General features: G+C 56.3%; 20 protein-coding genes. 11 read left to right on the top strand and 9 right to left on the bottom strand.

Features of this window, described 5'->3' with window-relative positions; all coding sequences use genetic code 11:
* Nucleotides 1-124: 124 nt before the first annotated feature.
* The gene (locus J0A66_RS14710) at nucleotides 125-973 is read right to left on the bottom strand and encodes a LytR/AlgR family response regulator transcription factor (RefSeq protein ID WP_206574594.1); all 849 of its coding nucleotides are present in this window, start codon (nucleotides 971-973) and stop codon (nucleotides 125-127) included.
* 133 nt (nucleotides 974-1106) lie between these two features.
* On the opposite strand from J0A66_RS14710, the gene J0A66_RS14705 reads away from it, so the two are divergent.
* Nucleotides 1107-2324, top strand: a complete 1218-nt coding sequence (locus tag J0A66_RS14705; protein WP_206574593.1) for an acyltransferase family protein — start codon at nucleotides 1107-1109, stop codon at nucleotides 2322-2324.
* On the opposite strand, the gene J0A66_RS14700 is transcribed toward J0A66_RS14705, so the two are convergent.
* Both J0A66_RS14700 and J0A66_RS14695 read right to left on the bottom strand, forming a co-directional pair.
* A complete protein-coding gene (locus tag J0A66_RS14700) occupies nucleotides 2254-3747 on the bottom strand; it encodes a BCCT family transporter (RefSeq protein WP_206574592.1) in 1494 nt (497 codons plus the stop codon). The genes J0A66_RS14705 and J0A66_RS14700 overlap by 71 nt on opposite strands.
* Before the next feature lie 133 nt (nucleotides 3748-3880).
* A complete protein-coding gene (locus J0A66_RS14695; protein ID WP_206574591.1) occupies nucleotides 3881-4675 on the bottom strand; it encodes a substrate-binding periplasmic protein in 795 nt (264 codons plus the stop codon).
* A 201-nt stretch (nucleotides 4676-4876) separates the two neighbouring features.
* On the opposite strand from J0A66_RS14695, the gene J0A66_RS14690 reads away from it, so the two are divergent.
* The gene (locus J0A66_RS14690; RefSeq protein WP_206574590.1) at nucleotides 4877-5359 is read left to right on the top strand and encodes a (2Fe-2S)-binding protein; all 483 of its coding nucleotides are present in this window, start codon (nucleotides 4877-4879) and stop codon (nucleotides 5357-5359) included.
* Nucleotides 5356-7605: a xanthine dehydrogenase family protein molybdopterin-binding subunit gene (locus J0A66_RS14685; RefSeq protein WP_206574589.1), complete on the top strand. Its 2250-nt coding sequence runs from the start codon at nucleotides 5356-5358 to the stop codon at nucleotides 7603-7605. The genes J0A66_RS14690 and J0A66_RS14685 overlap by 4 nt, the downstream gene beginning before the upstream one ends.
* A gap of 51 nt (nucleotides 7606-7656) precedes the next feature.
* Here the strand turns inward: J0A66_RS14685 and J0A66_RS14680 are convergent, their stop codons facing one another.
* Nucleotides 7657-8889, bottom strand: coding sequence for a multifunctional CCA addition/repair protein (locus J0A66_RS14680; RefSeq protein ID WP_206574588.1), 1233 nt, complete (start codon nucleotides 8887-8889; stop codon nucleotides 7657-7659).
* A gap of 152 nt (nucleotides 8890-9041) precedes the next feature.
* Here J0A66_RS14680 and J0A66_RS14675 point away from each other — a divergent pair, with 152 nt between their 5' ends.
* A complete protein-coding gene (locus J0A66_RS14675; RefSeq protein WP_206574587.1) occupies nucleotides 9042-9953 on the top strand; it encodes an ExeA family protein in 912 nt (303 codons plus the stop codon).
* Nucleotides 9946-10956 carry a general secretion pathway protein GspB gene (locus tag J0A66_RS14670; RefSeq protein ID WP_206574586.1) on the top strand — a complete coding sequence of 337 codons (1011 nt, stop codon included), beginning with the start codon at nucleotides 9946-9948 and terminating at the stop codon, nucleotides 10954-10956. The genes J0A66_RS14675 and J0A66_RS14670 overlap by 8 nt, the downstream gene beginning before the upstream one ends.
* Nucleotides 10957-11056: 100 nt before the next feature.
* On the opposite strand, the gene J0A66_RS14665 is transcribed toward J0A66_RS14670, so the two are convergent.
* The 5 genes from J0A66_RS14665 to leuA form a co-directional block, all read right to left on the bottom strand.
* Entirely contained in the window at nucleotides 11057-12259 is a 1203-nt protein-coding gene (locus J0A66_RS14665; RefSeq protein WP_206574585.1) for a cyclic di-GMP phosphodiesterase, read from the bottom strand.
* Between the two features lie 110 nt (nucleotides 12260-12369).
* Nucleotides 12370-12972, bottom strand: coding sequence for a 3-isopropylmalate dehydratase small subunit (leuD, locus tag J0A66_RS14660; RefSeq protein ID WP_206574584.1), 603 nt, complete (start codon nucleotides 12970-12972; stop codon nucleotides 12370-12372).
* Entirely contained in the window at nucleotides 12969-14369 is a 1401-nt protein-coding gene (gene leuC, locus J0A66_RS14655; protein WP_206574583.1) for a 3-isopropylmalate dehydratase large subunit, read from the bottom strand. The genes leuD and leuC overlap by 4 nt, the downstream gene beginning before the upstream one ends.
* Complete coding sequence (leuB, locus tag J0A66_RS14650; protein ID WP_206574582.1) at nucleotides 14369-15466, bottom strand: 3-isopropylmalate dehydrogenase; 1098 nt, start codon at nucleotides 15464-15466, stop codon at nucleotides 14369-14371. The genes leuC and leuB overlap by 1 nt, the downstream gene beginning before the upstream one ends.
* On the bottom strand, nucleotides 15467-17020 hold the full coding sequence (leuA, locus tag J0A66_RS14645) for a 2-isopropylmalate synthase (protein ID WP_206574581.1): 1554 nt from the start codon (nucleotides 17018-17020) through the stop codon (nucleotides 15467-15469).
* Nucleotides 17021-17500: 480 nt separating this feature from the next.
* On the opposite strand from leuA, the gene flhA reads away from it, so the two are divergent.
* The 6 genes from flhA to J0A66_RS14615 are packed head-to-tail and all read left to right on the top strand — an operon-like array spanning nucleotide 17501 to nucleotide 23729.
* Nucleotides 17501-19600 carry a flagellar biosynthesis protein FlhA gene (flhA, locus tag J0A66_RS14640; protein ID WP_206574580.1) on the top strand — a complete coding sequence of 700 codons (2100 nt, stop codon included), beginning with the start codon at nucleotides 17501-17503 and terminating at the stop codon, nucleotides 19598-19600.
* A 24-nt stretch (nucleotides 19601-19624) separates the two neighbouring features.
* Nucleotides 19625-20929, top strand: coding sequence for a flagellar biosynthesis GTPase FlhF (flhF, locus tag J0A66_RS14635; RefSeq protein ID WP_206574579.1), 1305 nt, complete (start codon nucleotides 19625-19627; stop codon nucleotides 20927-20929).
* Nucleotides 20926-21798 carry a MinD/ParA family protein gene (locus tag J0A66_RS14630; protein ID WP_206574578.1) on the top strand — a complete coding sequence of 291 codons (873 nt, stop codon included), beginning with the start codon at nucleotides 20926-20928 and terminating at the stop codon, nucleotides 21796-21798. Before flhF ends, J0A66_RS14630 begins: the two co-directional genes overlap by 4 nt.
* The gene (locus J0A66_RS14625) at nucleotides 21795-22517 is read left to right on the top strand and encodes an RNA polymerase sigma factor FliA (protein WP_206574577.1); all 723 of its coding nucleotides are present in this window, start codon (nucleotides 21795-21797) and stop codon (nucleotides 22515-22517) included. The genes J0A66_RS14630 and J0A66_RS14625 overlap by 4 nt, the downstream gene beginning before the upstream one ends.
* A 46-nt stretch (nucleotides 22518-22563) precedes the next feature.
* Nucleotides 22564-22947, top strand: coding sequence for a chemotaxis response regulator CheY (gene cheY / locus J0A66_RS14620; RefSeq protein ID WP_206574576.1), 384 nt, complete (start codon nucleotides 22564-22566; stop codon nucleotides 22945-22947).
* A 35-nt stretch (nucleotides 22948-22982) separates the two neighbouring features.
* Nucleotides 22983-23729 carry a protein phosphatase CheZ gene (locus tag J0A66_RS14615; protein WP_206574575.1) on the top strand — a complete coding sequence of 249 codons (747 nt, stop codon included), beginning with the start codon at nucleotides 22983-22985 and terminating at the stop codon, nucleotides 23727-23729.
* Nucleotides 23730-23741 lie beyond the last annotated feature (12 nt).

Here is a 23741-nt window from a genome sequence, read left to right as displayed (position 1 = left end):
CGCGTCAGGATGCAGAGAAACCCATTCAGGTCCCTGTGGCCGTGGCGGCTTTGCGGTGTGTCCAAGATATCCCTCGATCGGCCTGGCACCCAGAGATGCGGATCTGACGAGATAAGCAAAGTTCTCAGCCAAACTTCTGTTTAAACTCGTCCTTATAGCGGCGCGACAGGTTGAGTGTCTGGCCATTTTTCAGGCGGATGTCCCCGTCACCGCTGGGTTGGTAGCTGATGCTTTCGATGGCGTGATGGTTGACGGCATAGGAACGATGGATTCGGCTGAAGCCGGCACTGCCCAGCCTTTCCATCAGGCTGGAAAGGGTGGCGCGCAGCGGATAGATGCGCCCGCCGCTGTGCAGATTCACATAGTTGCCGGACGACTCCAGCCACTCTATATCGGCGACTTTGACCAGGAATTCCCGGTCCAGTTTTTTCACCAGCAGGTGTTCAGGCGCTGTTTGCCAGCCGTTGTCCTGCTGCTGTTCAATCAGTTGGGCTTCGCCCTTGAGACGGCTGTAAACAAAGTTGTAGAGATAGAAAAGGGCATAGAAGAACAGATAGCCCCAGGCATCCTTGCGATATTCGTACAAAAACTCCCGGAATACGGGGCCAAAGCGGTAATCTCCCCCTGCCAGCAGATAGATGCCTTCGCGCAGCCACACCATGATGGCCACATGCAGAATGGAAAACACCAGGGTGCCCAGCAGATGGGTCAGCAGCAGGCTGCCTGTCCGGGTCATTCTGGGTGGATTTTTTTTAAACAACCAGATCAGGCCGGGCAGCAACAGGATCACGCTCAGAGTGCTGGTATATTCCCATACGAAAGGCTCCCACAGTGCAATACCCGGGGAGCCTGACCGGTTGGCCTCCATCCAAACTGAGGTGGCGTTGATGCTGTTGGTGATCAGCAGATAACCCAGAAAGATCAGAAATACATAGAGCCTGTGATGTCGCTCGAAGCGCTCAAACCCGCTCATTGTTCAGTTGTCCCGGACTTCATCCCGTTATTCCACCGCTTGTCCCCAAGCCTCATCCACTCGTCCTCTGGCAATAGTGCACAGGGACTGAGGTTGCCAATATCAGCTGCAAAATGTAACCCAAGGAGGCTTTATGACTCAAACAATAGATAGTCGCCGTTACGATATCGACTGGCTCAGAACACTGGCTTTTGGCTTGCTGATTCTTTATCACATCGGCATGTATTATGTGGCTGAGTGGGGGTGGCATATCAAGAGCCCACAGCAGTTTGCCTGGTTGCAGGATCTGATGCTCCTGACCAACCCATGGCGTATGTCTCTGTTGTTCTTTATCAGCGGCATTGCCCTGGCGCTGGTGGCGGATCGCTACGGCGCCGGTCGGCTTGTTGCCCTGCGCTCCTCCAGGTTGTTGATCCCTCTGCTGTTTGGCATGTTTGTCATCGTATCGCCACAGCCTTATTTCGAAGCCCTGGACCAGGACCTGATCCAACCTGGTTTTCTGGCCTTCTGGCTGGACTATATCAATCCGTTTACCTCACTGCTGCGTGATCATCACAGCCCTATTGGCCTGCTGACCTGGAATCACTTGTGGTTTTTGCCCTACCTGTGGATCTACAGTCTGCTGCTTATCGCCCTGTTACCCCTGCTCAATCGTCTGGCGGCCAACCGGCAGCTGGCACAACTGCGCGGCCGCTGGGCCCTGCTGATGGTCATGGGGTTGCTGTTGGCGGCCTGGCTGACCCTGCGTTATGTGTTTCCCAGTACCCACGCCCTGCTGGATGACTGGTACAATCATGCGAAGTATCTGCCGGTATTTATGGCCGGATACCTGTTCGCCCGCCAGGGTAGCTGGTGGCAACAGGTGATTCGCTACCGGATGGGGTTTCTGGCTGCGGCCGTGACGGCCTATCTTCTGATAATCATTGAGCATCACGGCCTGGTGCCTGGCCTGGATGCCCTGTATGCCCGGTCTTTTTCTGCCAGGGCAGCATACGGTGCCCTGTACTCGATCAATCACTGGGCCTGGATCCTGGCGCTGGTCGGGCTGGCCGGACACTGGCTGAATCGTCCCAGTGGTGTGCTGCGCTATACGGACAAGGCCATTCTGCCCTGGTACATGCTGCACCAGACCCTGATCATTGTGTTTGCCGCCAATCTCAGCACATGGCAGTTGCCCACCGCCCTGGAAGCGGCGCTCATCCTGCTGTTGACTTGCGCAGGCTGTTATCTGGGGTATGAGCTGGTTCGCCGGATTGCGTGGCTGCGCTGGCTGTTTGGCCTTAAAGCCGATGCTCGCCGGGTAACCCCAGCCAGGCTCGCAACGCCCCCAGCAGTTGCAATACAAAAATAACCAGAAAGGGCAGGGCGCCGATAATGGCAACGAGTCGGTTCAGGCTTTCCTGCCCATAGAAAAACAGACCGCTGGCGGCCAGGGCCAGCAGCAGTCCCCACAGCAGGGTCTGGGTGGCGCCGGCCGAGCCGGTGAGCTGGTTGATAACCAGAATGGCCGAGTCGGCCGAGGTGGCGACAAAAATCAGCAGCAACAACAGGCTCAGCCAGATCAGCCATTTACCCCTTTGGCCCAGTTGGCCCAGGTAAGTCATCAGGCCCTGGGTATAGTCCTCACTGACAACGGCCAGCAGGTCAGTGGGGGTGTTTTGCTCGGCCAGCAAGGCCAGGCCGCCGAAGGCGCTGAACCAGACAATGCTGAACAGTGTGGGCACCAGCACCACGGCCAGCACATACTGCCAGACCGGGCGGCCCAGGCTGATTCGCGCCAGGAACATACCGACAAAAGGGCCCCAGGCCAGCCACCAGAAGTGATAATTGTAGGTCCAGTAATCCAGCCATTTTGGCTCGGTAAAGGCATCCGGCAGGGCCAGCATATTGCCCAGTGCCAGTTGCAGGTATTGCCAGGTGGAGATAAGAATAAGACTGCCCAGGGCAGAGGCGTCCGCCCGCCAGAGAATTATCAGTAGCATCAGGGCGGCCAGCAGCATATTGAACTGACTGAGACGTTTTATGCCGCGTTTGAGTCCGGTCATGGCTGAGCTCATGTACACCACGAAAATGGCGAACAGGATCAACACCCCGGTCCAGGCCGGTGAATCCAGAGCCAACTCCTGCTCCAGTCCCTGACGCAGCAACAGGCCCGAGTTGGCAATAGTGCCGGTAACCCCGAAAAACACCGCCAGCAAAGCGACCAGATTCACGGCCCGTGCCACGCGGCGGGAGGTCTCTGCCGATTGGATTCCCAGAGCATCCAGCACCCTGTCAGCCATCTGCGGCTCGCTGCCGTGACTTAGAAGACGACTGACCAGCAGGCCACAGATGGCGTAAAGGGCCCAGGCATGCAATCCCCAGTTCAGATAGGTCAGGCTTAACGCCTGGCCGGCCGCATCGGCCGCCGGAGCGATCAGAGGTGGGTTGGCCGCATGGTAGACAGGCTCTGCCACCCCCCAGAATACCAGACCGGAGCCCATGCCGGCGGCGAACAGCATGGACAGCCAGGCCGGGGTGGAAAACTCCACCCTGGCGTCTGTTCCCCCCAGACGGCGTCTTGCCAAGGGCGTCAGCAGCAACAGAAGCAGGCCTGCCAGAAGGCATTGCAACAACAGGAAAAAGGGCCGACCCAGCAGGGACAAGATCCGGCTGATTGCCGGGCCGACCCAGTCCAGCACCAGATTGGGCGCCAGCAGCAGGATCAGGGTACCGACCAGACAACAGAGCAGGGCTATGAGGGGCAGTTGTGTGCGTTTTGCAGGCAGCGCCATGACAAACCTTGAAAAAAGTTTGCTTTAGCTTGCCATGTCACCTTCAGGCTGACCAGTTTGACGTCATAAGGCCCTCCCATGGCCTTGTGTGTGGGAGTCCAATAATTAAGTGCCGGAGCCCGGACGGCTCAGGCTATTGCTGTGCAGCCACTGCGTGTTGTATAGCGGGATATTCCCCAAGCAGTTGCTGGTAACGGTCAGACTGCTGCAGCTCATCCAAAGCCTGTTGCAACCTGGTTTCCACATACTGGGGGGTCTGACGGCTGAGTCCAAAGTATTGGTGGGATTCCTGCAGCACCAGCATCACCTGGTAGTCCTGTAGATCTTCCCCCATATCACGCAGATACCAGTAGGCAGAAATATCGCTGTAAGCCACGGCATTGTAACGATTGCGCTTGAACTGCTTCATCATTTCCTGGGGAGAGGCTTCACTGACCAGGTTGCGCACGGCGAAGCCCTTTTCCAATAAAAGTTGCTCGCCAACGTCTTCTGCGACCGTGCCAATCACCAGCCCCCTCAGATCCTCAACAGACCGGGCCCGAAGGTCCATGGACCGCTTGGCGATAACGACCACCTTTGTGGGAATCAGCGGGCCAATCCAGCGGAACAAGGGCTCCCGTTGTTCCGTATAGGTCAGGGTGAACAACAGTGTGTTGGGACGCAGCAGCCCTAACTGATAGGCTCGTGCCCAGGGCAGCACCTGAATATCGTCCCGCCTTTGTGCTGATCCGGTCATGGTTAGCAGTTCCTCGACCAGTTCCACGCTGAATCCCTTCAGCTCACCCGCGTCACGGTAGTTATAAGGGGCGTAGTCTTCAGTTAACAACTCCAATTCGGGCATGGGTTGGGCTGGTTCGCCGTCCACCTTTGCATAAACGGGCAGAGCCAGCCAGATGCAGCAAAGCAATGTGAGTATCAGGGCACGCATGGGAACCCCTTAAGCAGGAGAAGGAGAGTTTAGTTTAGCAAAGACCCGGAAAAATCCGCATTGACGACCCCGATAACGGTGGGTTTTGACATCTTTGTTTACATTCTCACCAGTGGTCGGAAATTCAGCCCCTGTGAGCGCATTCTCCAGCTGCATCCGGGCGGGGCATTTAGAGTAGATAAAAACAATCAGGAGCTACCCATGCGCAGCAAGGCACAAAATTTCAGGGTCAACGGACAGGCCGTTAGCTTTGATCAGGATCCAGACACGCCCCTCCTGTGGGTATTACGCGATCATTTGCAACTCACCGGCAGCAAGTTCGGTTGCGGAGGCGGCCATTGTGGCGCCTGTACCGTGCATGTGGATGGCCAGATGCAACGCTCCTGTGTTCTGCCGGTTTCCGCCGTCGCGGGTACTGAGATCTCTACCATTGAAGGCCTGGCCAAGGGGGACAGGCTGCATCCGGTGCAACAGGCCTGGCTGGAACTGGACGTGCCTCAGTGTGGCTATTGTCAGGCCGGGCAGATTATGGCCACAGTGGATCTGCTGAAACGACTCCCTGACCCCACAGATCAGCAGATCGATGAGCAACTGACCAACCTTTGCCGCTGCGCCACTTATGTGAGACTGAGAAAAGCCGTGCACCGGGCGGCAGAGTTGATGGCTGCGGAGGACAAGGCATGAACATTTCACTCCCCAGGCTGTCCAGACGCCAGTTCTTGATTGGGGCTGCCACCAGCTCTGGCGGATTTTTGCTGGGTATTCCGGCCATCAGTCTGGCCGGGCAGGATGGGGATGCCGTGGCGGACAATCAACTGGGCTTTTTCGTTCAGATTGAGCCGGACGGCAGGGTGATTCTGGGCAGCAATCAGCCCGAAATTGGCCAGGGGGTCAGAACGGCCCTGCCCATGCTGATCGCCGAAGAGCTGGACATAGACTGGCAGCAGGTGCAGGTCAGGCCCATGCCCCTGGGCATCATCAAAACCACCGATGGCTTTACCTGGAAATACGGCCCCCAGGGGGTAGGGGGCAGCACCGCTGTGCGCACTAACTGGCAAAGTATGCGCGAAGTGGGTGCCACGGCCAGACAGATGCTGATCCAGGCTGCCGCCCGTCATTGGCAGGTGGAAGAAGCCCTGTGCAGTACCAAACCGGGCCAGGTGCATTGCCTCAGCCTCTCCAGGCAACTGGACTACGGCAAGTTGGCGCCCCTGGCCGCCGCCCTGCCGGTGCCTGCACAGGCACCGGCACTGAAGAAGCCGGCAGACTACCGGATTATCGGTACGGGTAAGAAAGTCATCGATGCCAGAGACATAGTCACAGGTCAGGCTAAATACGGCTTGGATACCAAAGTCGAAGGTATGAAATATGCTGTAATGGCGCGCAGCCCCTATCTGGATGGCAAGTTACTCAAGTTCGATGCCAGCCAGGCCCTGAAAGTGCCGGGAGTCCAAAAAGTGGTGAAGATTGAGGGCCCCAACCCTGGCGAGCCCTATACTGTGCTGGCCGAAGGGGTGGCGGTGATTGCCGATTCCACCTGGGCGGCCATGCAGGGACGTAAGAAGCTGAAGCTGGAATGGTCCAAAGGTCCCTTTGCCGCTGAGAGCACCGAATCCTTTAAGACCCATCTGCACAAATTACTGGAGTCCGAAGGGCAGATAGTGCGCAGTGACGGCAATGTACCACAGTCAATGGCAGAGGCCGGCCATACCCTCACGGCCCGCTATTTTGTGCCTTTTGTGTCCCATGCACCCCTGGAGCCGCAGAACTGTTTCGCCCATGTGCAGGGCAACCGGGTGGATATTATCGTGCCCACCCAGATGCCCGCCGGGGCTTCCCGTGCTGCAGCCGCGGCCACCGGGGTGGATCGGGAACATATCCATATCAGGTTTCCGCGTATCGGCGGTGGCTTTGGCCGGCGTTTGTCCGTGGACTACGTATTCGAAGCCTGCCTGATTTCCAAACAAAGCTGCCTGCCGGTACAACTGGTATGGAGCCGCGAGGACGATATCCGCCATGATTTTTACCGGCCATCCGGTCTGCACGAACTGCAGGCAGCCTGGGATGACAAGGGGCAGGTGTCGGCGTGGCGACACCGGCTTGCCAGTGCCAGCAAGTATTACCGGCGGCCGAATCTGCCAGAAGATGAGTACTGGAAAGCCGAGCTGTATCCGGATGACTTTCCCGCCAACCTGGTCGCCAACCTGCAGATGGAATACCACTCGGCCAAATCCGGCATGCCGCGCGGCTCCTGGCGGGCACCGGCCCATTGTGTCAATGCCTTTGTGATACAAAGCTTTCTGCATGAACTGGCCCATAAGAGCGAGCAGGATCCCCTTGCCCTGCAACTGGCGCTCCTTGGCGATTACCAGGACATTCCCTATGCCAATCACGGCGGTCCTGTGTATAACCCCGGCCGGCAGGCAGCCGTGCTGAAAAAGGTCGCCGAAGCCATTGATTACGCAAAGCCCCGGGGCAAGGGGATTGGGGTGGGCCTGGCCAGTCACTTTACCTTTGGCGGTTACGCGGCCCATGCCATGGAGGTGGCGGTCTCAGACAGCGGGGAGCTTGAGATAAAACGCATTGTGGCGGCCATCGATTGCGGCCTGGCGGTCAATCCAGCCGGGGTGGAAGCGCAGGTGCAGGGCGGTACCCTGGATGGGCTGAGTACGGCGCTGAATCTGCAAATTACCGTCAAAGACGGTCAGGTGGTACAGAGTAATTTCCATGATTACCCGCTGATGAAGATTGCTCAGGTGCCAGCGGACTTCGAGGTGCACATCATCCCCTTTGGCGATGAACCGGCCGGGGTGGGCGAAATCCCACTGCCGTCGGCTGCTCCGGCCCTGACCAACGCCATCTTCAACGCCTGCGGGGTGCGTATCCGCGACTTACCCATCAGGGACCAACTGAGAAAAGCCCTGGCCTGAGGATTGATCCATCTGAAGTGATATCTGTAGGGGCGGATTTGTCCGCCTGGCTTAATCCTCCGGCCAGGCGGATTTGACTTGGGCTACCTCTGCCTGACGGCGCCGGTCAAGCTCGGTGCGGATCCCGGGGCCTTCATGGCCGTCAGCGATGATGGCCTGCACATCCACATCCTGGGCTGCCTGACAGGCCTGCCGGAAATAATCGGCCTGGGGGTAGGGAGCGGTCTCGAAATGCAGCCGGCCCCTGGCATCGGCTTCACAGGAAAGCAGTAATTCTTCAAAGCGTTCGGGCTTGCGCCAGGCATCGCAACGATTCAGCACCTTTAATACCGTGGCCGGCTTAAGCTCCAGCGCCCGGTGCAAATGGGTATGGAACTCGCTGACCAGCAATGCCAGTTCCCGGCAGTCATTGGGCACCTTTAGCCTGTCACTGATACGCTCGATGGCCTTCAGACCCAGGGTTTCATGGCCCCGGTGGGATGGCCAGTGCTCCGGGGGCGTCATGGCCTTGCCCAGATCGTGGACCAGCGAGGCGTAGCGTACCGTGAGTTTATCCGACAGTTTTACCGCCTGGCTCAGCACCATCATGGTATGCACGCCGGTATCAATCTCCGGATGCCACCTGGCCGGGTTGGGCACTCCCCACAGGGCCTCTATCTCGGGAAACCAGTCTTCCAGGGCTTCCACGGCGCGCAGGGTTTCAAAGTAGACTTCAGGATTGTCCTCCAGCAGGGCGCGGCTGGTTTCCTTCCATACCCGCTCTGCAGTCAGGGCTTTGAGTTCACCAGAATGGGCAATCCGGCGCATCATCTCCAGTGTCTCGCTGGCAATACGAAAACCGTACTGGTGATAGCGGGCGGCAAAGCGGGCCACCCGCAGCACGCGCAGTGGATCCTCGACAAAGGCGTCCGATACATGGCGCAGGATACGATTGTCGAGATCCTGCTTACCACCGTAAGGGTCCACCAGGCGGCCCTGTTCGTCCCTGGCCATGGCATTGACGGTCAGATCGCGCCGCCTGAGATCCTCCTCCAGCGTCACACTGGGATCGGCGATACAGTCGAATCCCGTGTAGCCGCTGCCGGTCTTACGCTCGGTACGGGCCAGGGCATATTCCTCTGAGGTTTTGGGATGCAGAAAGACAGGAAAATCTTTGCCCACCTGTCGGTAGCCCTGCCTTTCCATCTCTGCAGGGGTGGCGCCCACTACCACATAGTCTCGTTCCTTGATGTCGCGTCCGAGCAGTTCATCGCGAACCGCACCGCCGACCAGATATATTTGCATCTTTTTCTCTTTGACCTTACTGGAGGCTCATTATGCCAAAGCACCGCCAGGGCACAAGGCGCCGTGGCCAATCACTATAAGGGTTTTGACTTGCGTCGGTGGAGTCGTTACTTTAAGTGCCGCTTTAGCATTCAAGGCAAGATTTCCAGGCCATGTATCTCAATTATTTCGGGCTGTCTGATAATCCCTTTTCCATCGCGCCCAACCCCGATTACCTCTATATGAGTCCGCGTCATAAAGAAGCGCTGGCCCATCTGACATTCGGGCTGCGCGAAAGTGGCGGCTTTGTGATGCTGACCGGCGAGGTGGGCACCGGCAAGACCACCGTCTCCCGTAAGCTGATGCAGCAATTGCCGGACAATACCCAGGTGGCCATGATCCTGAACCCGACCCTGTCGGCCATGGAACTGTTGGCCACTCTGTGCGACGAACTGGGCATTGAGTACCAGAATAAACAGGCCAGTCTCAAGTATTTTACCGATCGTATTCTGGCCCATCTGGCCAGGAATCATACCCAGGGGATCAATACCGTCCTGATTATCGATGAGGCTCAGCATCTGCTGCCGGAAGTGCTGGAACAACTGCGCCTGTTGACCAATCTGGAGACAAACCGGGAAAAGCTGCTCAAAGTCGTGCTGATTGGCCAGCCCGAACTACAGCTGTTGCTTAAACGCAACGAACTGCGCCAGTTAGCCCAGCGCATTACCGCCCGTTATCATCTGCTGCCCCTGACCCGCCATGAGGTGAAGGAATATATCGCCCACCGTCTGCGGGTGGCCGAGGGGGATAAGAGTATTTTCAGCAGCCACGCCCTGCAGGCGGCGTATCAGATTACCGGCGGCATTCCACGGGTGATTAACCTGCTGTGTGATCGGGCTCTGACCCTGGCATTTACCAAGCAGCATCCGGTAGTGCGCAGGTATATTTTCCTGGCGGCTGCCGAACAGATCCTTGGCGAGGACGTGGTGCGACAGCGACAGGGCCGACAGTGGACACTGATGCTAAGCGGCCTGCTGCTGGCGGGCATGTTGATCGGGTATCTGGCGGGGAGGTTATATGGCTAGGCAAATCGGCATCGACGAACTCAGGCCCGGTATGGTCATTGTGCAGATTGCCGAACAGAACGGCCCGGTAAAAATACGCAAGTCCGGACTGGTAACGAGTGTCGCCATGGTACAGGGACTGCGGGAAATGGGGGTGTTGGCGGTGACCATCGACCCGGCACAGACAGTTGAACTGGAGGCGCAGGACAATGGTCAGGGAGTGCTCCATTCGCCCACCAAAGATCTGCTGATGCAGGGTGTGACTAACAAGGGGGTGGACAACAAGCTGTCCGAGCAATTTCACCGCAGCCTGTTTCTGCCCTCGGTGCAATCCTTGCCGGGCAGTTGGCAGTATTATGGTCGCAGGGCTGTGACAGCATCCTTGGTCCTGGCAAGCGGGCTGGCGATGGGCTGGACGGCGGCGACCTACCAGCAATGGTGGACGGCGTTTCAGGCACCGGAGCTGACAAGTCCGCTCTCCTCATCGCCAGTTCAAGCTCCCGTCTCTGCAGGCACACAAGCGCACGAGTCCAAGGCTGCGCCAATTGATGTGCAGTCCTTTGATAACGCCGTTGACGAGGAGGCGCAGCAGACCGGGCGAGCTGATACCGCCGCCACTGAGCCTGAGCCTGAGCCTGAGCCGGAAGGACAGATCGTGCAGGTTAATCCCGACCGGCCACCGGTGGATATTTCTCCTGAACTGGTTGAGAAATTTCAACAGGCCGTCTCAGAACTGGAAACCGAGCCGCAAGAACCGCAGACCGCAGCCCCGCAGCCTGTCAGGGATGTGGTCCGGGTGGATCAGTTACCCGCCTGGGCGTTGGCAGAAATACCCAGCCTGTCTTTTTCCGCTCATATGTACGCCTCCGAGCCCGCCGATCGCTGGGTAAGGGTCAATAATATGGAACTGGGGGAAGGGGACTGGATTAACGACAATCTGCGAATTGTCAGGATCGAGTCCCAGCATGTGATCCTGGCCTTCAAAGGCCAGGAATTCAGTATGCGGGCACTGACGGACTGGTGAATAGGAGTGACCGGTGACGAGTGACGGCAAGTTAGCCACAAAGCTGTTGACAAGTGGTTGAGAATCTAAGTTATTTGTTTGTCCCTCGTCCCCGTCTGTGTCATCCCAGTTGCTGTAAAAACACTTCCTTAAAGAACTTGGGCAGGTTCAGTTTGAATTCTTCCGGTCGGACGCTCGACTCGATACTGTCCTGTACCTTGCCCAGATCCACCTGTTTGACTTCGCTGTAGGTGCCCAGGCGTACCGAGTAAAAGGTCATGACGACGGGACTGAGCGGATCCTCCTTGTTCAGGCGGGTGACAATGGCCAGTTTGCCGCTTTTCAGCTTGACCAGAGAGCCTACCGGATGCACGCCCAGGCAGCGGATAAACTGCTGTACCAGTGACTGATCGAGTTTGCCCTGGCTGCTGGATAACAGAGACTTCAAAGACTGGGTGGGCGACATGGCTTTGCGCCAGGGGCGGTCAGAGGTCAGTGAATCATAGGTGTCGACGATGGCCGCCATTCTGGCGTACACGGAGAGTTCATCCCCTTGTTTTCCATTGGGGTAACCCGAGCCATCCAGCCGCTCATGGTGGTTGGCGATCACATCCAGGATCACGGTTGAACCCTCACCGGATTTCTGCACCAGATCCACCCCAAAGAACACGTGGGTACGGATCTTGTCATGTTCCTTGGCATCCAGCAGTGCCGGCTTGTCCATCAGTTCGTCGGGCATGGTTGCCATCCCCACGTCCATCAGCATACCGGCCTGGCCCAGTTCGTCGATGAGTTGCCTGTCAAAGCCAAGATGGCGGGCAAACAGCCCCATCAGGATAGAGCAGTTCAGTGAGTGTTCCAGCAGGTAGTCGTTCTTGTCCTTGATCAGAGTCAGGCAGGACAGGGCGTTGGGATTCTCGAACACCGATTCCATGATGTTGTGACTTAAGGACATCAGTTCGGTTACCTTGACCTGTGCCCCTTTGCGGATACGTTTGAAAAACTTGGACTGCACTACCTTGGCCTGGCTGTACAGGTTATGGGCGTCGCTGAGCAGCTCAGCGTCGGATTTCTTCTGTGGTTTGGCCTTCTTGGTCTCTGCTTTTGGCTCCTCGGCAGGGATTTCCACTTCCGGGGCGTCCATCAGGATGCTGCGTGACAGATCCACTTCCACTTCCTGGATACCGCGTTCCTTAAGTTTGCTGATCAACCGGCTGTCCTTGATCAGACCCTGGGTTTTAATCTTGAGTTGAGCCGTTTGTCTGGTTACCCGGTTAACGAACATACCGGTTTTCAGGTCTTCGATGGGAACAAGTTTTAGCATGGGCAGGCGAGTGGTCTTTACAGCATGGATTCAATAGTCAACAGAATAGCATTGGGATCACCAGGGGAACAGCGCCTCCACAGGGGAAGGCGCGATACCTCTTTTAGGGGTCAGGCCCGCCAGGCTGGAATAGCCTGTTCGTAGGCGTCAATCTGTGCAGCCAGCTCCAGGGATTCACCTATGGCATCCAGGCCTTTTTGCAGTTTGGACTTGTGATGAGCCTGAATGTCGAATGCAAAGCTGTGTCCGGCCACCTGGACCTGCTGATTAGGCAGATCCACCGTCACCCCTATGTCGGGATTGGCCTCCACGGCAGCAAACAGCTTGTCCATTTGCTCACTGCTAAGTTGGATGGGCAGCAATTGGTTGTTCATGCAGTTGCCGTAGAAGATATCGGCAAAACTGACCGCAATCACCACCTTGAAGCCATAGTCTGTGAGTGACCAGGGTGCATGTTCGCGACTGGAGCCACAGCCGAAATTTTCCCGGGCCAGCAGGATACTGGCGCCCTGGTGCTCTGGCCGGTTAAGTTCGAAATCCGGATTCGGCACCTTTTCCTCCAGATCCAGATAGCGCCAGTCATGGAACAGATGTTTGCCATAACCTGCCCGGGTGACAGCGGTCAGAAACTGCTTGGGAATAATCTGATCCGTGTCCACATTGGCCCGGTTCAGCGGGGCAGCCTTGCCGGTTAGTACGGTGATACCACTCATTGCTCAAACTCCCTGACGTCGACAAAATGACCGGCCAGCGCCGCAGCGGCGGCCATGGCGGGGCTGACCAGATGCGTGCGGGCACCACGGCCCTGACGACCCTCGAAATTACGGTTGCTGGTGGAGGCGCAGCGATCGCCGGCCTTAAGGATATCGTCGTTCATCCCCAGACACATGGAGCAGCCCGGTAATCGCCATTCAAAGCCCGCCTCGGTAAAGATCTTGTCCAGTTCTTCGGCCTCTGCCTGCTGCTTGACCGCCGCTGAGCCCGGCACCACGATGGCATTCACCCCACTGGCCACTTTACCGCGAGCTGCGACTTTGGCCGCTGCCCGCAGATCCTCGATGCGACTGTTGGTGCAAGAACCGATGAACACGTGGCTGACCGGCACCTCTGACAGTTTCTGGCCCGGGGTCAGCCCCATATATTGCAGGGCTTTGACCGCTGACTCCCGGGAGACCGGATCGGTAAAGCTTTCAGGTGCGGGGATGGCTTCATCCACGGCAATCACCTGACCGGGATTGGTGCCCCAGGTAACCTGGGGTTTGATGTCTTCGGCTTTTAGCCTCACCACCCGATCGAATTGGGCATCCGAATCAGATTTTAATGTTTTCCAGCAGGCCAGAGCGTCGTGCCAGTCCTGGCCTTTTGGCGCCCGTTCCCGACCTTCCAGATAGTCAAAGGTGATCTGATCCGGGGCAATCAAGCCAGCCTTGGCACCCGCTTCGATGCTCATATTGCAGATGGTCATGCGCTCTTCCATGGACAGGGCCTCAATGGCGCTGCCGGAATATTCAAGCACATAGCCGGTGGCGCCGGCATGACCGATTTTACCGATAATGGCGAGGATGATGTCTTTGGCGGTGGCGCCGATGGACAGCTTACCGTCCACCTGGACCCTCATGGTCTTGGCCTTACCCTGTTTCAGGGTTTGGGTGGCAAACACATGCTCCACTTCTGAGGTGCCAATACCAAAGGCCAGGGCACCGAAGGCGCCGTGGGTGGCGGTATGGGAGTCCCCGCACACGACGGTCATGCCTGGCAGGATCAGGCCCAGCTCCGGGCCGATAACATGCACGATACCTTGCTTCTGATGGCCCACCGGGAACAGTTCAACCCCATATTTCTGACAATTGTCCTGCAGGGTACGCAACTGCAATTGATTGGCCGGTCCACAGGCGTCCAGAGCCAGTGAGCGGGTGGATATGCTGTGATCCATAGTGGCAAAAGTGCGCTTTGGACAACGCAATGTGCGGCCTTTCTCTTCCAATCCCGAGAAGGCCTGGGGAGAAGTGACTTCATGGATCAGATGACGGTCGATATAGATGAGGTTATCGGTACCGGCCTGGGCGACCAGATGCATGTCCCAGATTTTCTCATATAAGGTCTTACCCATCAGGCCTGTTCCTCCAGTTTTGCTGCAATGTAATCGCCCACCTGGGCCGTGGATTTGGCTTGTGCACGCTTATCCGCGCTGAGCAGTTCTGCTGTCACGCAGCCGTCGCTCAGGGTTTGCTGTACGGCTTGCTCTATGGCACTCGCAGCCTCGTCCTGGCCCAGGCTGTAGCGCAGCAGCATGGCCGCTGACAGGATCTGGGCGATAGGGTTGGCAATGCCCTTTCCTGCAATATCCGGGGCGCTGCCACCGGCCGGTTCGTACATACCAAAACCTTTTTCATTGATACTGGCCGAGGGCAGCAGGCCCATTGAGCCTGTAATCATGGCGCATTCGTCGCTGATAATATCGCCGAACAGATTGGAGCAGAGCATCACATCGAACTGATTAGGGTAGCGCAGCAGTTGCATGGTGGCGTTGTCGATATAAATATGATCCAGGGCCACATCCGGATAGTCTTCGGCCACCTGTTCGGTGACTTCCCGCCACAGGCGGCTGCAAACCAGCACATTGGCTTTATCCACTGAGGTCACTTTTTTACCGCGCAGGCGGGCTGCCTCAAAAGCGATTCTGGCTATACGGCGAATTTCCCTGCGTGAGTAGCGCATGGTATCAAAGGCATATTCGTCCTCGCCTTCTCCGGCCATACCTTTAGGCTGGCCGAAATAGATGCCGCTCGTCAGTTCCCGCACCACCATGACATCGAAGCCGCTGGCGGCAATATCGGCACGAAGGGGGGACAGGGCCTCCAGACCGGGATAAATCCTGGCCGGTCGCAGATTGCTGAACAGGTCGAAGTGACTGCGTAATGTCAAAAGCGCGGCCCGTTCGGGACGCTGATCCAGTGGCAACTTGTCCCATTTGGGACCGCCAATAGAGCCAAACAGTATGGCGTCGGCCTGCTCACAGCCTTTGAGGGTATCTGCAGGCAGAGCCTGGCCATGCTTGTCGATAGCCGCCCCGCCCACATCGAAGTGGTTGAGCACCAGCTTAAAAGGAAATTTCTTTTCGACCCTGGCCAGGACTTTTTCGGCCTCGCGCATTACCTCCGGGCCGATCCCGTCTCCCGGCAGTAAGGCTATGGAATAGGATTTCATTTATACCCCTGCTATTTTCTGTTGCTTCTTCTCGTCTATCTGGTCCGCCAGACAGGTGTTATTCAATACATAGATCAGGGCCTTGACCCCGGCTTCGACGATATCTGTGGCCAGGCCGATACCGTTGAAACGCCTGCCCTTGTATTCGGCTATGACGCTGACCTGGGCCAGGGCATCCGCCCCTTCACCTTTGGAGTCCAGTTTGAAGTCGACGATATCCACCTCATCGTTCCCGGTGACCTGGATAATGGCGTTAAATGCCGCATCCACCGGTCCGTTGCCGATGGCCGACGCCGTGCCTTCGTCATCGCCCATCCGCATTTTCACCGTCGCACTGGGGATCATACCCTTGCCGGCATTGGCATGCAGGTAAAGCAATTCATAGTAGGCCTGTTGCTGTTTCTGCTGGTCGAAAAACACCAGGGCCTCGAGATCATAATCGAATACCTGGCCTTTCTTGTCGGCCAGCTTCAAAAAGGCCTGATACAGGGTATCCAGGTCGTAATCCTCATTCTTGTAGCCCAGCTCATGCATGCGATGCTTGATGACATGGCGGCCGGAGCGGCTGGTCAGGTTCAGATGGTTTTTGTTAATGCCGACGCTCTCCGGCGTCATGATCTCGTAGGTATTCTGGGCTTTCAGAATGCCATCCTGATGGATACCCGAGGAATGGCTGAAGGCGTTAGCGCCGACAATCGCCTTGTTGGATTGTACCGGCATGTTGCAGATCTGGCTGACCAGTTTGGAGGTGCGGAATATTTCCTGGCTTTTTATGCCAGTGCTCAGACCGAGCATGGCTTCGCGGGTCTTCAGGATCATGGCCACTTCTTCCAGCGAACAGTTCCCGGCCCGCTCGCCGATGCCGTTGATGGTGCATTCGATCTGGCGGGCGCCGGCCTGTACCGCGGCCACAGAGTTGGCCACCGCCAGGCCCAGATCGTTATGGCAATGAACCGAGATAGTGGCCTGGTCTATGTTGGGCACCCGGTTGAACAGAGTCTGGATAATGGCGCCAAATTCGCTGGGTATGGTGTAGCCCACGGTATCTGGAATATTCACCGTGGTGGCCCCGGCATGGATGGCGCTTTCCACCATCCGGCACAGGTAATCTATGTTGGTGCGCCCGGCATCCTCGCAGGAAAATTCCACATCGTCAGTGTAGCGCCTGGCATGTCTTACAGCCGCCACCGCCATCTCCAGTACTTCATCCTGTGATTTTCTAAGCTTGGCGCCCACATGAATATCCGAGGTGGCAATAAAGGTGTGGATACGGAATCGCTCAGCCACTTTCAACGCTTCACCACAGGCATCGATATCCTGCATCACGGCACGGGAGAGGCCGCAAACCGTGGCGTTCTTCACTTCCCGGGCGATGGTCTGCACCGATTTGAAGTCGCCGGGGGAAGAAACTGGAAAGCCGGCTTCGATGATATCCACGCCAAGCCGTTCCAGGGCAAGGGCGATTTGCAGCTTTTCCTTGACTGTCAGGCTGGCCGGCAAGGCCTGTTCACCATCGCGCAGTGTGGTATCGAATATCTTGACTCTGTCTGTCATGGTCCTTCCCCGTTGTGGACGCCGTATCGGAAATAAAAAAACCCGTGCTGGGCACGGGTTTTTGTGAATGCTGTGTTTGCTGCCTGCAACCTACCCGTGCAATCTTGCTGCCATAATAAGTAGGAGGCTGAGGAGCTGTTTCATCGGTCTGTTTTCCGCTTCTGATAACGCTGTCTATTAGTACATTTTGCCGCAGGACTCGTCAACCACTTAATGAGGCTAATTTTATCTTTTCTATGTCATTTTGTTATCGGATTAGGATGATGTGGCGCCTTTTTCCTCGTTAATGCTGATATTGTCCTAAATCGCCGTTGTGAGAATGACCCGGCTATGATCTGGTTGTTTCACGCAAAGAGCACAGTGGAGGCAAAGTGGAGCAATTCTGTTTTCGCTCTCCCCACTCCTCCCACCTCACCGAAATAGATCCTTGGCCCACTCCTTGCAAAGTCAGGCCAGTCGTCAATATTTCGTTGTTTGAGTATGGAACTGAGCAGTTACCTGAACCGATTCGATAAAAACACCGTCAAGCAATTTACCTCGGGATTGGGTGCTCCGCTGATACTGCTGGCCATTATGGGGATGGTGATCCTACCCATGCCGGCGTTCCTGCTGGACGTGCTGTTCAGTTTCAACATTGCGCTGTCGCTGGTGGTGATCCTGGTTTCGGTCTTCACCCAGCGTCCCATCGACTTCGGCGCCTTTCCGCTGGTGCTGCTGATCGCCACTATCCTGCGTCTGGCTCTTAACGTGGCCTCCACCCGGGTGGTGCTGCTTGAGGGGCACGAAGGCGGGGATGCGGCCGGTAAGGTGATCCAGGCCTTTGGCGAGGTGGTCATCGGCGGTAACTTCGCCGTGGGTATCGTGGTGTTTGCCATTTTGATGATCATCAACTTCAAGGTGGTGACCGCCGGTGCCGGCCGTATTTCCGAAGTCAGCGCCCGCTTTACCCTGGATGCCATGCCCGGTAAGCAGATGGCTATTGATGCCGATTTGAACGCCGGTTATATCGATTCGGACGAGGCCCGCAGGCGTCGTCAGGAAATTACCTCTGAGGCGGACTTCTACGGCTCAATGGACGGTGCCTCCAAATTTGTTAAAGGGGATGCCATCGCCGGCCTGATCATTATGATTATCAACCTGGTGGGTGGCCTGTTTATCGGCATGATCCAGCACGATTTGTCTTTCGGTCAGGCCATCGAAATCTATACCATCCTGACCATAGGCGACGGTTTAGTGGCGCAGATCCCTTCTTTGCTGCTGTCGGTAGCCACCGCCATTATCGTCACCCGTGAGAACGAAGATCAGGAAGTGGGCAGCGAACTTAAGACCCAACTGGGCAATCGCCGCGCCCTGATCATCGCTGCCGGTATCCTGTTTGTGATGGGCATCGTTCCCGGTATGCCCCATGTGGCATTTCTGGGCTTTGCCCTGATTATCGGCGGCTATGCCTACTACGACTGGTGGCAGGAAAAAAATCGTGCTGAAGAAACCGCCGCCGGCGAACTGGTTGCCGAGCAGGCGCGTCCAGCCACTGAGATCAAGGAGCTTGGCTGGGACGATGTGCAGCATGTGGACACCATAGGTCTGGAGGTGGGCTACCGGTTGATCCCGCTGGTGGATAAGACCCAGGGCGGCGAGTTGCTGGCGCGTATCAAAGGCGTGCGTAAGAAGCTCTCCCAGGAACTGGGTTTTCTGATCCCCCCTGTGCATATACGCGACAATCTGGATCTTAACCCTAATACTTACACCATCGCCATGCTGGGCGTGACCATAGGTGAGGCGGACATCAGCCACGACCAGGAATTGGCCATCAACCCGGGCCAGGTCTTCGGTAAGCTGGAAGGCAAGGCCACCAAGGATCCGGCCTTCGGCCTGGATGCGGTCTGGATAAAGCCTGGCCAGCGCGAACATGCCCAGACCCTGGGCTATACGGTGGTAGACGCCGCTACGGTAGTGGCCACTCACTTAAGCCAACTGTTGACCAATAACGCTTATCAGTTGCTGGGCTACGAAGAAGTCCAGCAATTGCTGGATATGCTCGGCAAGCACAATCCCAAGCTGGTGGAAGGGCTGGTGCCGGATATCCTGCCCATGGGCACGGTAGTGAAGGTCCTTCAGACCCTGCTCTATGAAGGTATTCCCATCCGTGACCTGCGCACTATCGTACAGACCCTGTGCGAGTACGGACCCAAGAGTCAAGATCCCGACGTGCTGGTTTCCGCCGTGCGTATTGCGCTCAAGCGTCTGATCGTGCAGGAAGTCAATGGCGGCGGCAAGGAGATCCCGGTGATCACCCTGGCTCCTGAGCTGGAACAGATATTGCACCAGTCGCTTCAGGCGGGGGGAGGCGATGGCGCCGGTATTGAGCCCGGCCTGGCGGAGCGGCTGCAGAAGTCCTTGTCCGATGCGGCGCAGCAGCAGGAACTGGCGGGGGAACCGGCCGTATTACTGACCTCAGGTATGCTCCGGCCCGTGTTGTCGCGCTTCCTTAAACATGCCATCGCCGGACTTCATGTCCTGTCCTATCAGGAAATTCCTGATGACAAGCAAATTAAAATCGTCAGTGCTGTCGGCCAGTAAGTCCGGCCGATCAGGGGGTAACTAGTGAAAATCAGACGTTTCTACGGTAAAGACATGCGCGAAGCCTTGACTCAGGTCAAGGAGGAACTGGGTGGTGACGCGGTCATCATGTCCAACAAGAAACTGGCCGATGGTGTCGAAATCGTGGCGGCCTATGACAGGGAGCCGGTGAAGAAGGCAGCCCCTGTTAAGCCGGCTCCTCAGACAATGGCAAAGCCCCGGCCTGCAGCGCATGCCAACAAAATGCCCAGTTTAAGCGAAATTATCGGTGACTCGGGACCGGACAGCCTCAAGGCCCTGCTGGAAAAGCAGAGTCAGCAGTCACACCCTCAGGAACGGTCTGAGCCCAGTCAAGCGACTAAGGCCACGCCCCCTTCCAATACGGCGTCTGCAGAGACCGGCGGCCAGGCCATGGAGGATATCCGCCAGGAGCTTAAGTCCCTGCGCAATGTACTGGAATTCCAGGTTTCCAATCTGGTCAAGCAGGAGCGTCGTCAGTCACGCCCCCTGCATGGCTATCTGATTGACAAGTTGACGAGGATGGGAATCTCCTCGTCGCTGGCCGAAGAGGTGGTGTCCTATGCGCCGCCTAATTGCGAGGAGCGTGACGCCTGGGTTTTTCTGCTGAAGTTGCTGGCCAACAGGATGCAGACCACCCAGGACGATATTCTCACCCAAGGCGGAGTGGTGGCACTGATGGGGCCCACCGGCACCGGCAAGACCACCACTATCGCCAAACTGGCTGCCCAGTATGCACAGCGTCACGGCCATCAACAGGTGGCCTTGATCACTATCGACAGTTACCGGATTGCCGCCTACGAACAACTGGCCACCTACGGCAAAATTATAGGTTGCGCGGTGAAAAAAGCGGCCACGGCAGAGGAGCTGTCTGACTTGCTGTTCCAGTTCCGCAACAAGGGTTTGGTGCTCATCGACACGGCCGGGTTTGGGCAAAGAGATGCCAGACTAATCAAACAGTTAGATACCTTGGATCAATCATCTTGTGCTAGTATCAGACATTATCTGGTGTTGGCTGCCAATGCCCAACATAATGTCATGGAGCATACTCTGGAAACCTACCGGCAGATTTCTTTACAGGGCTGTATTTTCACTAAACTGGATGAGTGTTACAGTCTGGGCGAGGCCATCAGCCTGGCCGTTGAACACAGGCTTCCTGTCGGTTATTTGACGGAGGGCCAGAAGGTTCCCGAAGACATCAGGGCGGCCGAAGCCAAATATTTAATTTCTTGTGCAGCCAGGCTGTTTAAACAGTATGCTTTAGTACCCACAAAAACTCAGCAGGTTGTAAACTCAGCAGTATCAATATGATTGAGGATCAAGCGAGTAGCTTAAGACGAATGAATCAGCCCAGCCTAATTAAAGTAATTGCCGTGACGGGTGGTAAAGGGGGAGTGGGAAAAACCAACATCACTCTGAACACCGCGATCGCCATGGCCAAACAGGGCAAGCGGGTGCTGGTGCTGGATGCCGACCTGGGATTGGCCAACGTGGATGTGATGTTGGGCCTGCGGGTCGAGAAAAATCTTTCCCACGTGCTGTCCGGCGAATGCCTGCTCGAAGAAGTGCTGGTGGAAGGCCCTTATGGGGTCAAGATTGCGCCGGCCACTTCCGGCACCCAGTCCATGACGGAACTGACCCCTACTGAACATGCCGGACTGATTCGTGCATTCAGTGAGTTACGCAGTAAAATCGATGTATTGATTGTGGACACCGCCGCCGGTATTTCCGATATGGTGTTGAGTTTCTCCCGGGCTGCCCAGGACATTATGGTAGTGGTCTGCGATGAACCTACCTCCCTGACCGATGCCTATGCCCTGATCAAGATTCTCAATCGTGATCACGGCGTGTTCCGTTTCAAGATTGTTGCCAACATGGTGCGCAACCTGCGTGAAGGCCAGGAGCTGTTCGCCAAGTTGTCCAAAGTCACCAACAGATTCCTGGATGTGGCTCTGGAACTGGTGGCCACCATCCCCTTTGACGAGAATATCCGCAAAGCGGTGCGTAAACAGAAAGCCATCGTCGAGATTTTCCCCAGTTCGCCTGCGGCAGTGGCCATCAGCAATCTGGCCAAGCAAGCCGCGCAATGGCCTGTGCCTTCGCAGCCAGGCGGACACCTGGAATTCTTCCTGGAACAATTGGTTAATCAAGGAAGAGTGGCCCAGAGAGATAAAGTGTGAATAAAGCCGCCGCCTATCAGCAACATGACGATAAACAGAAGCTGGTCGAACAGCATGCTTCACTGGTTAAGCGCATTGCCCACCATCTGATGGCCAGGCTGCCGGCCAGTGTTTTGGTTGACGATTTGATTCAAGCTGGCATGATTGGCTTGTTGGAAGCGTCACGCAATTTTGATGGTTCCAAAGGCGCCAGTTTCGAGACTTTTGCCGGGATCCGTATCCGTGGAGCCATGCTGGACGAGATCCGCAAGGGTGACTGGACCCCCCGTTCGGTGCACAAGAACAGCCGGGCTATTTCCGAGGCCATTGCCCAGGTGGAACGGGAGAAAGGCCAGGATGCCAGGGATACCGATATTGCAGCCCAGTTGCAGGTCAGCATCGACGATTATCACCAGATGCTCAATGAGGTGAATGCGGGCCGCATGGTGGGGATTGAGGATCTGGGCGTCACTGAAGATGTGATCAGCACCGAACAGAGCCGCGGCACCGATGCGCCCTTTGATGATTTGTTACAGGGATCGTTTCAAAAAGCGCTGGCCCATGCTATTACTACTTTGCCTGAACGGGAAGCCATAGTACTGTCCCTCTACTATGACGAAGAGCTGAATCTTCGTGAGATAGGCGAAGTCCTGGAGGTCAGTGAATCCCGGGTCAGCCAGATTCACAGCCAGGCCATGCTCAGACTCAGAACGCGCATGCAAAGCTGGCATAATGAATAAAGTTTAATAAGAATAACAGTTGGTTGAATCCTCAACGGAGGCAGTTTTGGATAAAAATATGAAAATTCTCGTGGTCGACGATTTTTCGACCATGAGACGCATCATCAAGAACTTGTTGAAGGACCTGGGCTTTACCAATGTGTCCGAAGCTGACGACGGCAGCACCGCGTTACCCATGTTGCAGCAGGGGGATTTCGATTTCGTGATTACCGACTGGAACATGCCCGGCATGCAGGGAATTGATCTGCTCAGGGCCATCCGCTCGGATGACAACCTTAAACATACTCCCGTGTTGATGGTCACAGCCGAGGCCAAGAAGGAGCAGATTGTTGCTGCCGCCCAGGCAGGGGTAAACGGATACGTGGTGAAGCCCTTTACAGCGGCCACACTGAAAGAGAAACTCGAGAAAATATTCGAGCGCCTAGGGTAGTCCCTGGCGGATCCTAACTTATAAGGAACGCCTTGATGACGGATTCCCACCAAGCTCCCATGTCGCTGGAGGACGCCAGGCAATTGGTCATCCTTCTGGAAAAGGGGGAGAACCAGGCCGCAACCGAGTTGCTGGAAACGGCCACCATGCAGGACTCAATGGAGCTGTTTGCTGAGGTCGGCAAGCTGACCCGCCAGTTGCATGATTCGCTGAACAATTTCCAACTGGATGCACGCATTGCCGATCTGGCCCAGGAAGATATACCGGATGCCCAGACCCGTCTCAACTATGTCATAGAAACCACGGAAAACGCCGCCAACCGCACCATGGATGCAGTGGAAACCAGTATGCCCATTGCAGAGCGGCTGAATGCCAGAATCACCGGCATCCTGCCAGAGTGGAAAAAACTCATGAGCCGCCAGATTGAACTGGGTGAGTTCAAATCCCTTTGCCATGATATGGACAACCTGCTGGATGAGGCCAGTGTTGAATCGGCCAGACTGAATGAATTACTCACCGAGGTGCTGATGGCCCAGGGCTACCAGGACCTGACCGGGCAGGTCATCCGCAAGGTTATCGAGCTGGTCAAGGAAGTGGAACACAACCTGGTACATATGCTGAAAGTTTTCGGTGAGCCGGAAGTGGATGAAGCGGAGAAGAAGGCCAGGAAGGAAGCTGAGAAGGAAATGGCGGAAGGGCCCATCATTGATGCTGAGAGTCGGGATGATGTGGTTACTGGTCAGGATGATGTTGATGATCTACTTTCAAGCTTAGGGTTTTAAGGGGAATTGACG

Origin of the sequence: Bowmanella dokdonensis (genome assembly GCF_017254865.1) — a bacterium.
Taxonomy (GTDB): domain Bacteria; phylum Pseudomonadota; class Gammaproteobacteria; order Enterobacterales; family Alteromonadaceae; genus Bowmanella; species Bowmanella dokdonensis.
This window is presented reverse-complemented; position numbering and strand designations above follow the sequence as displayed.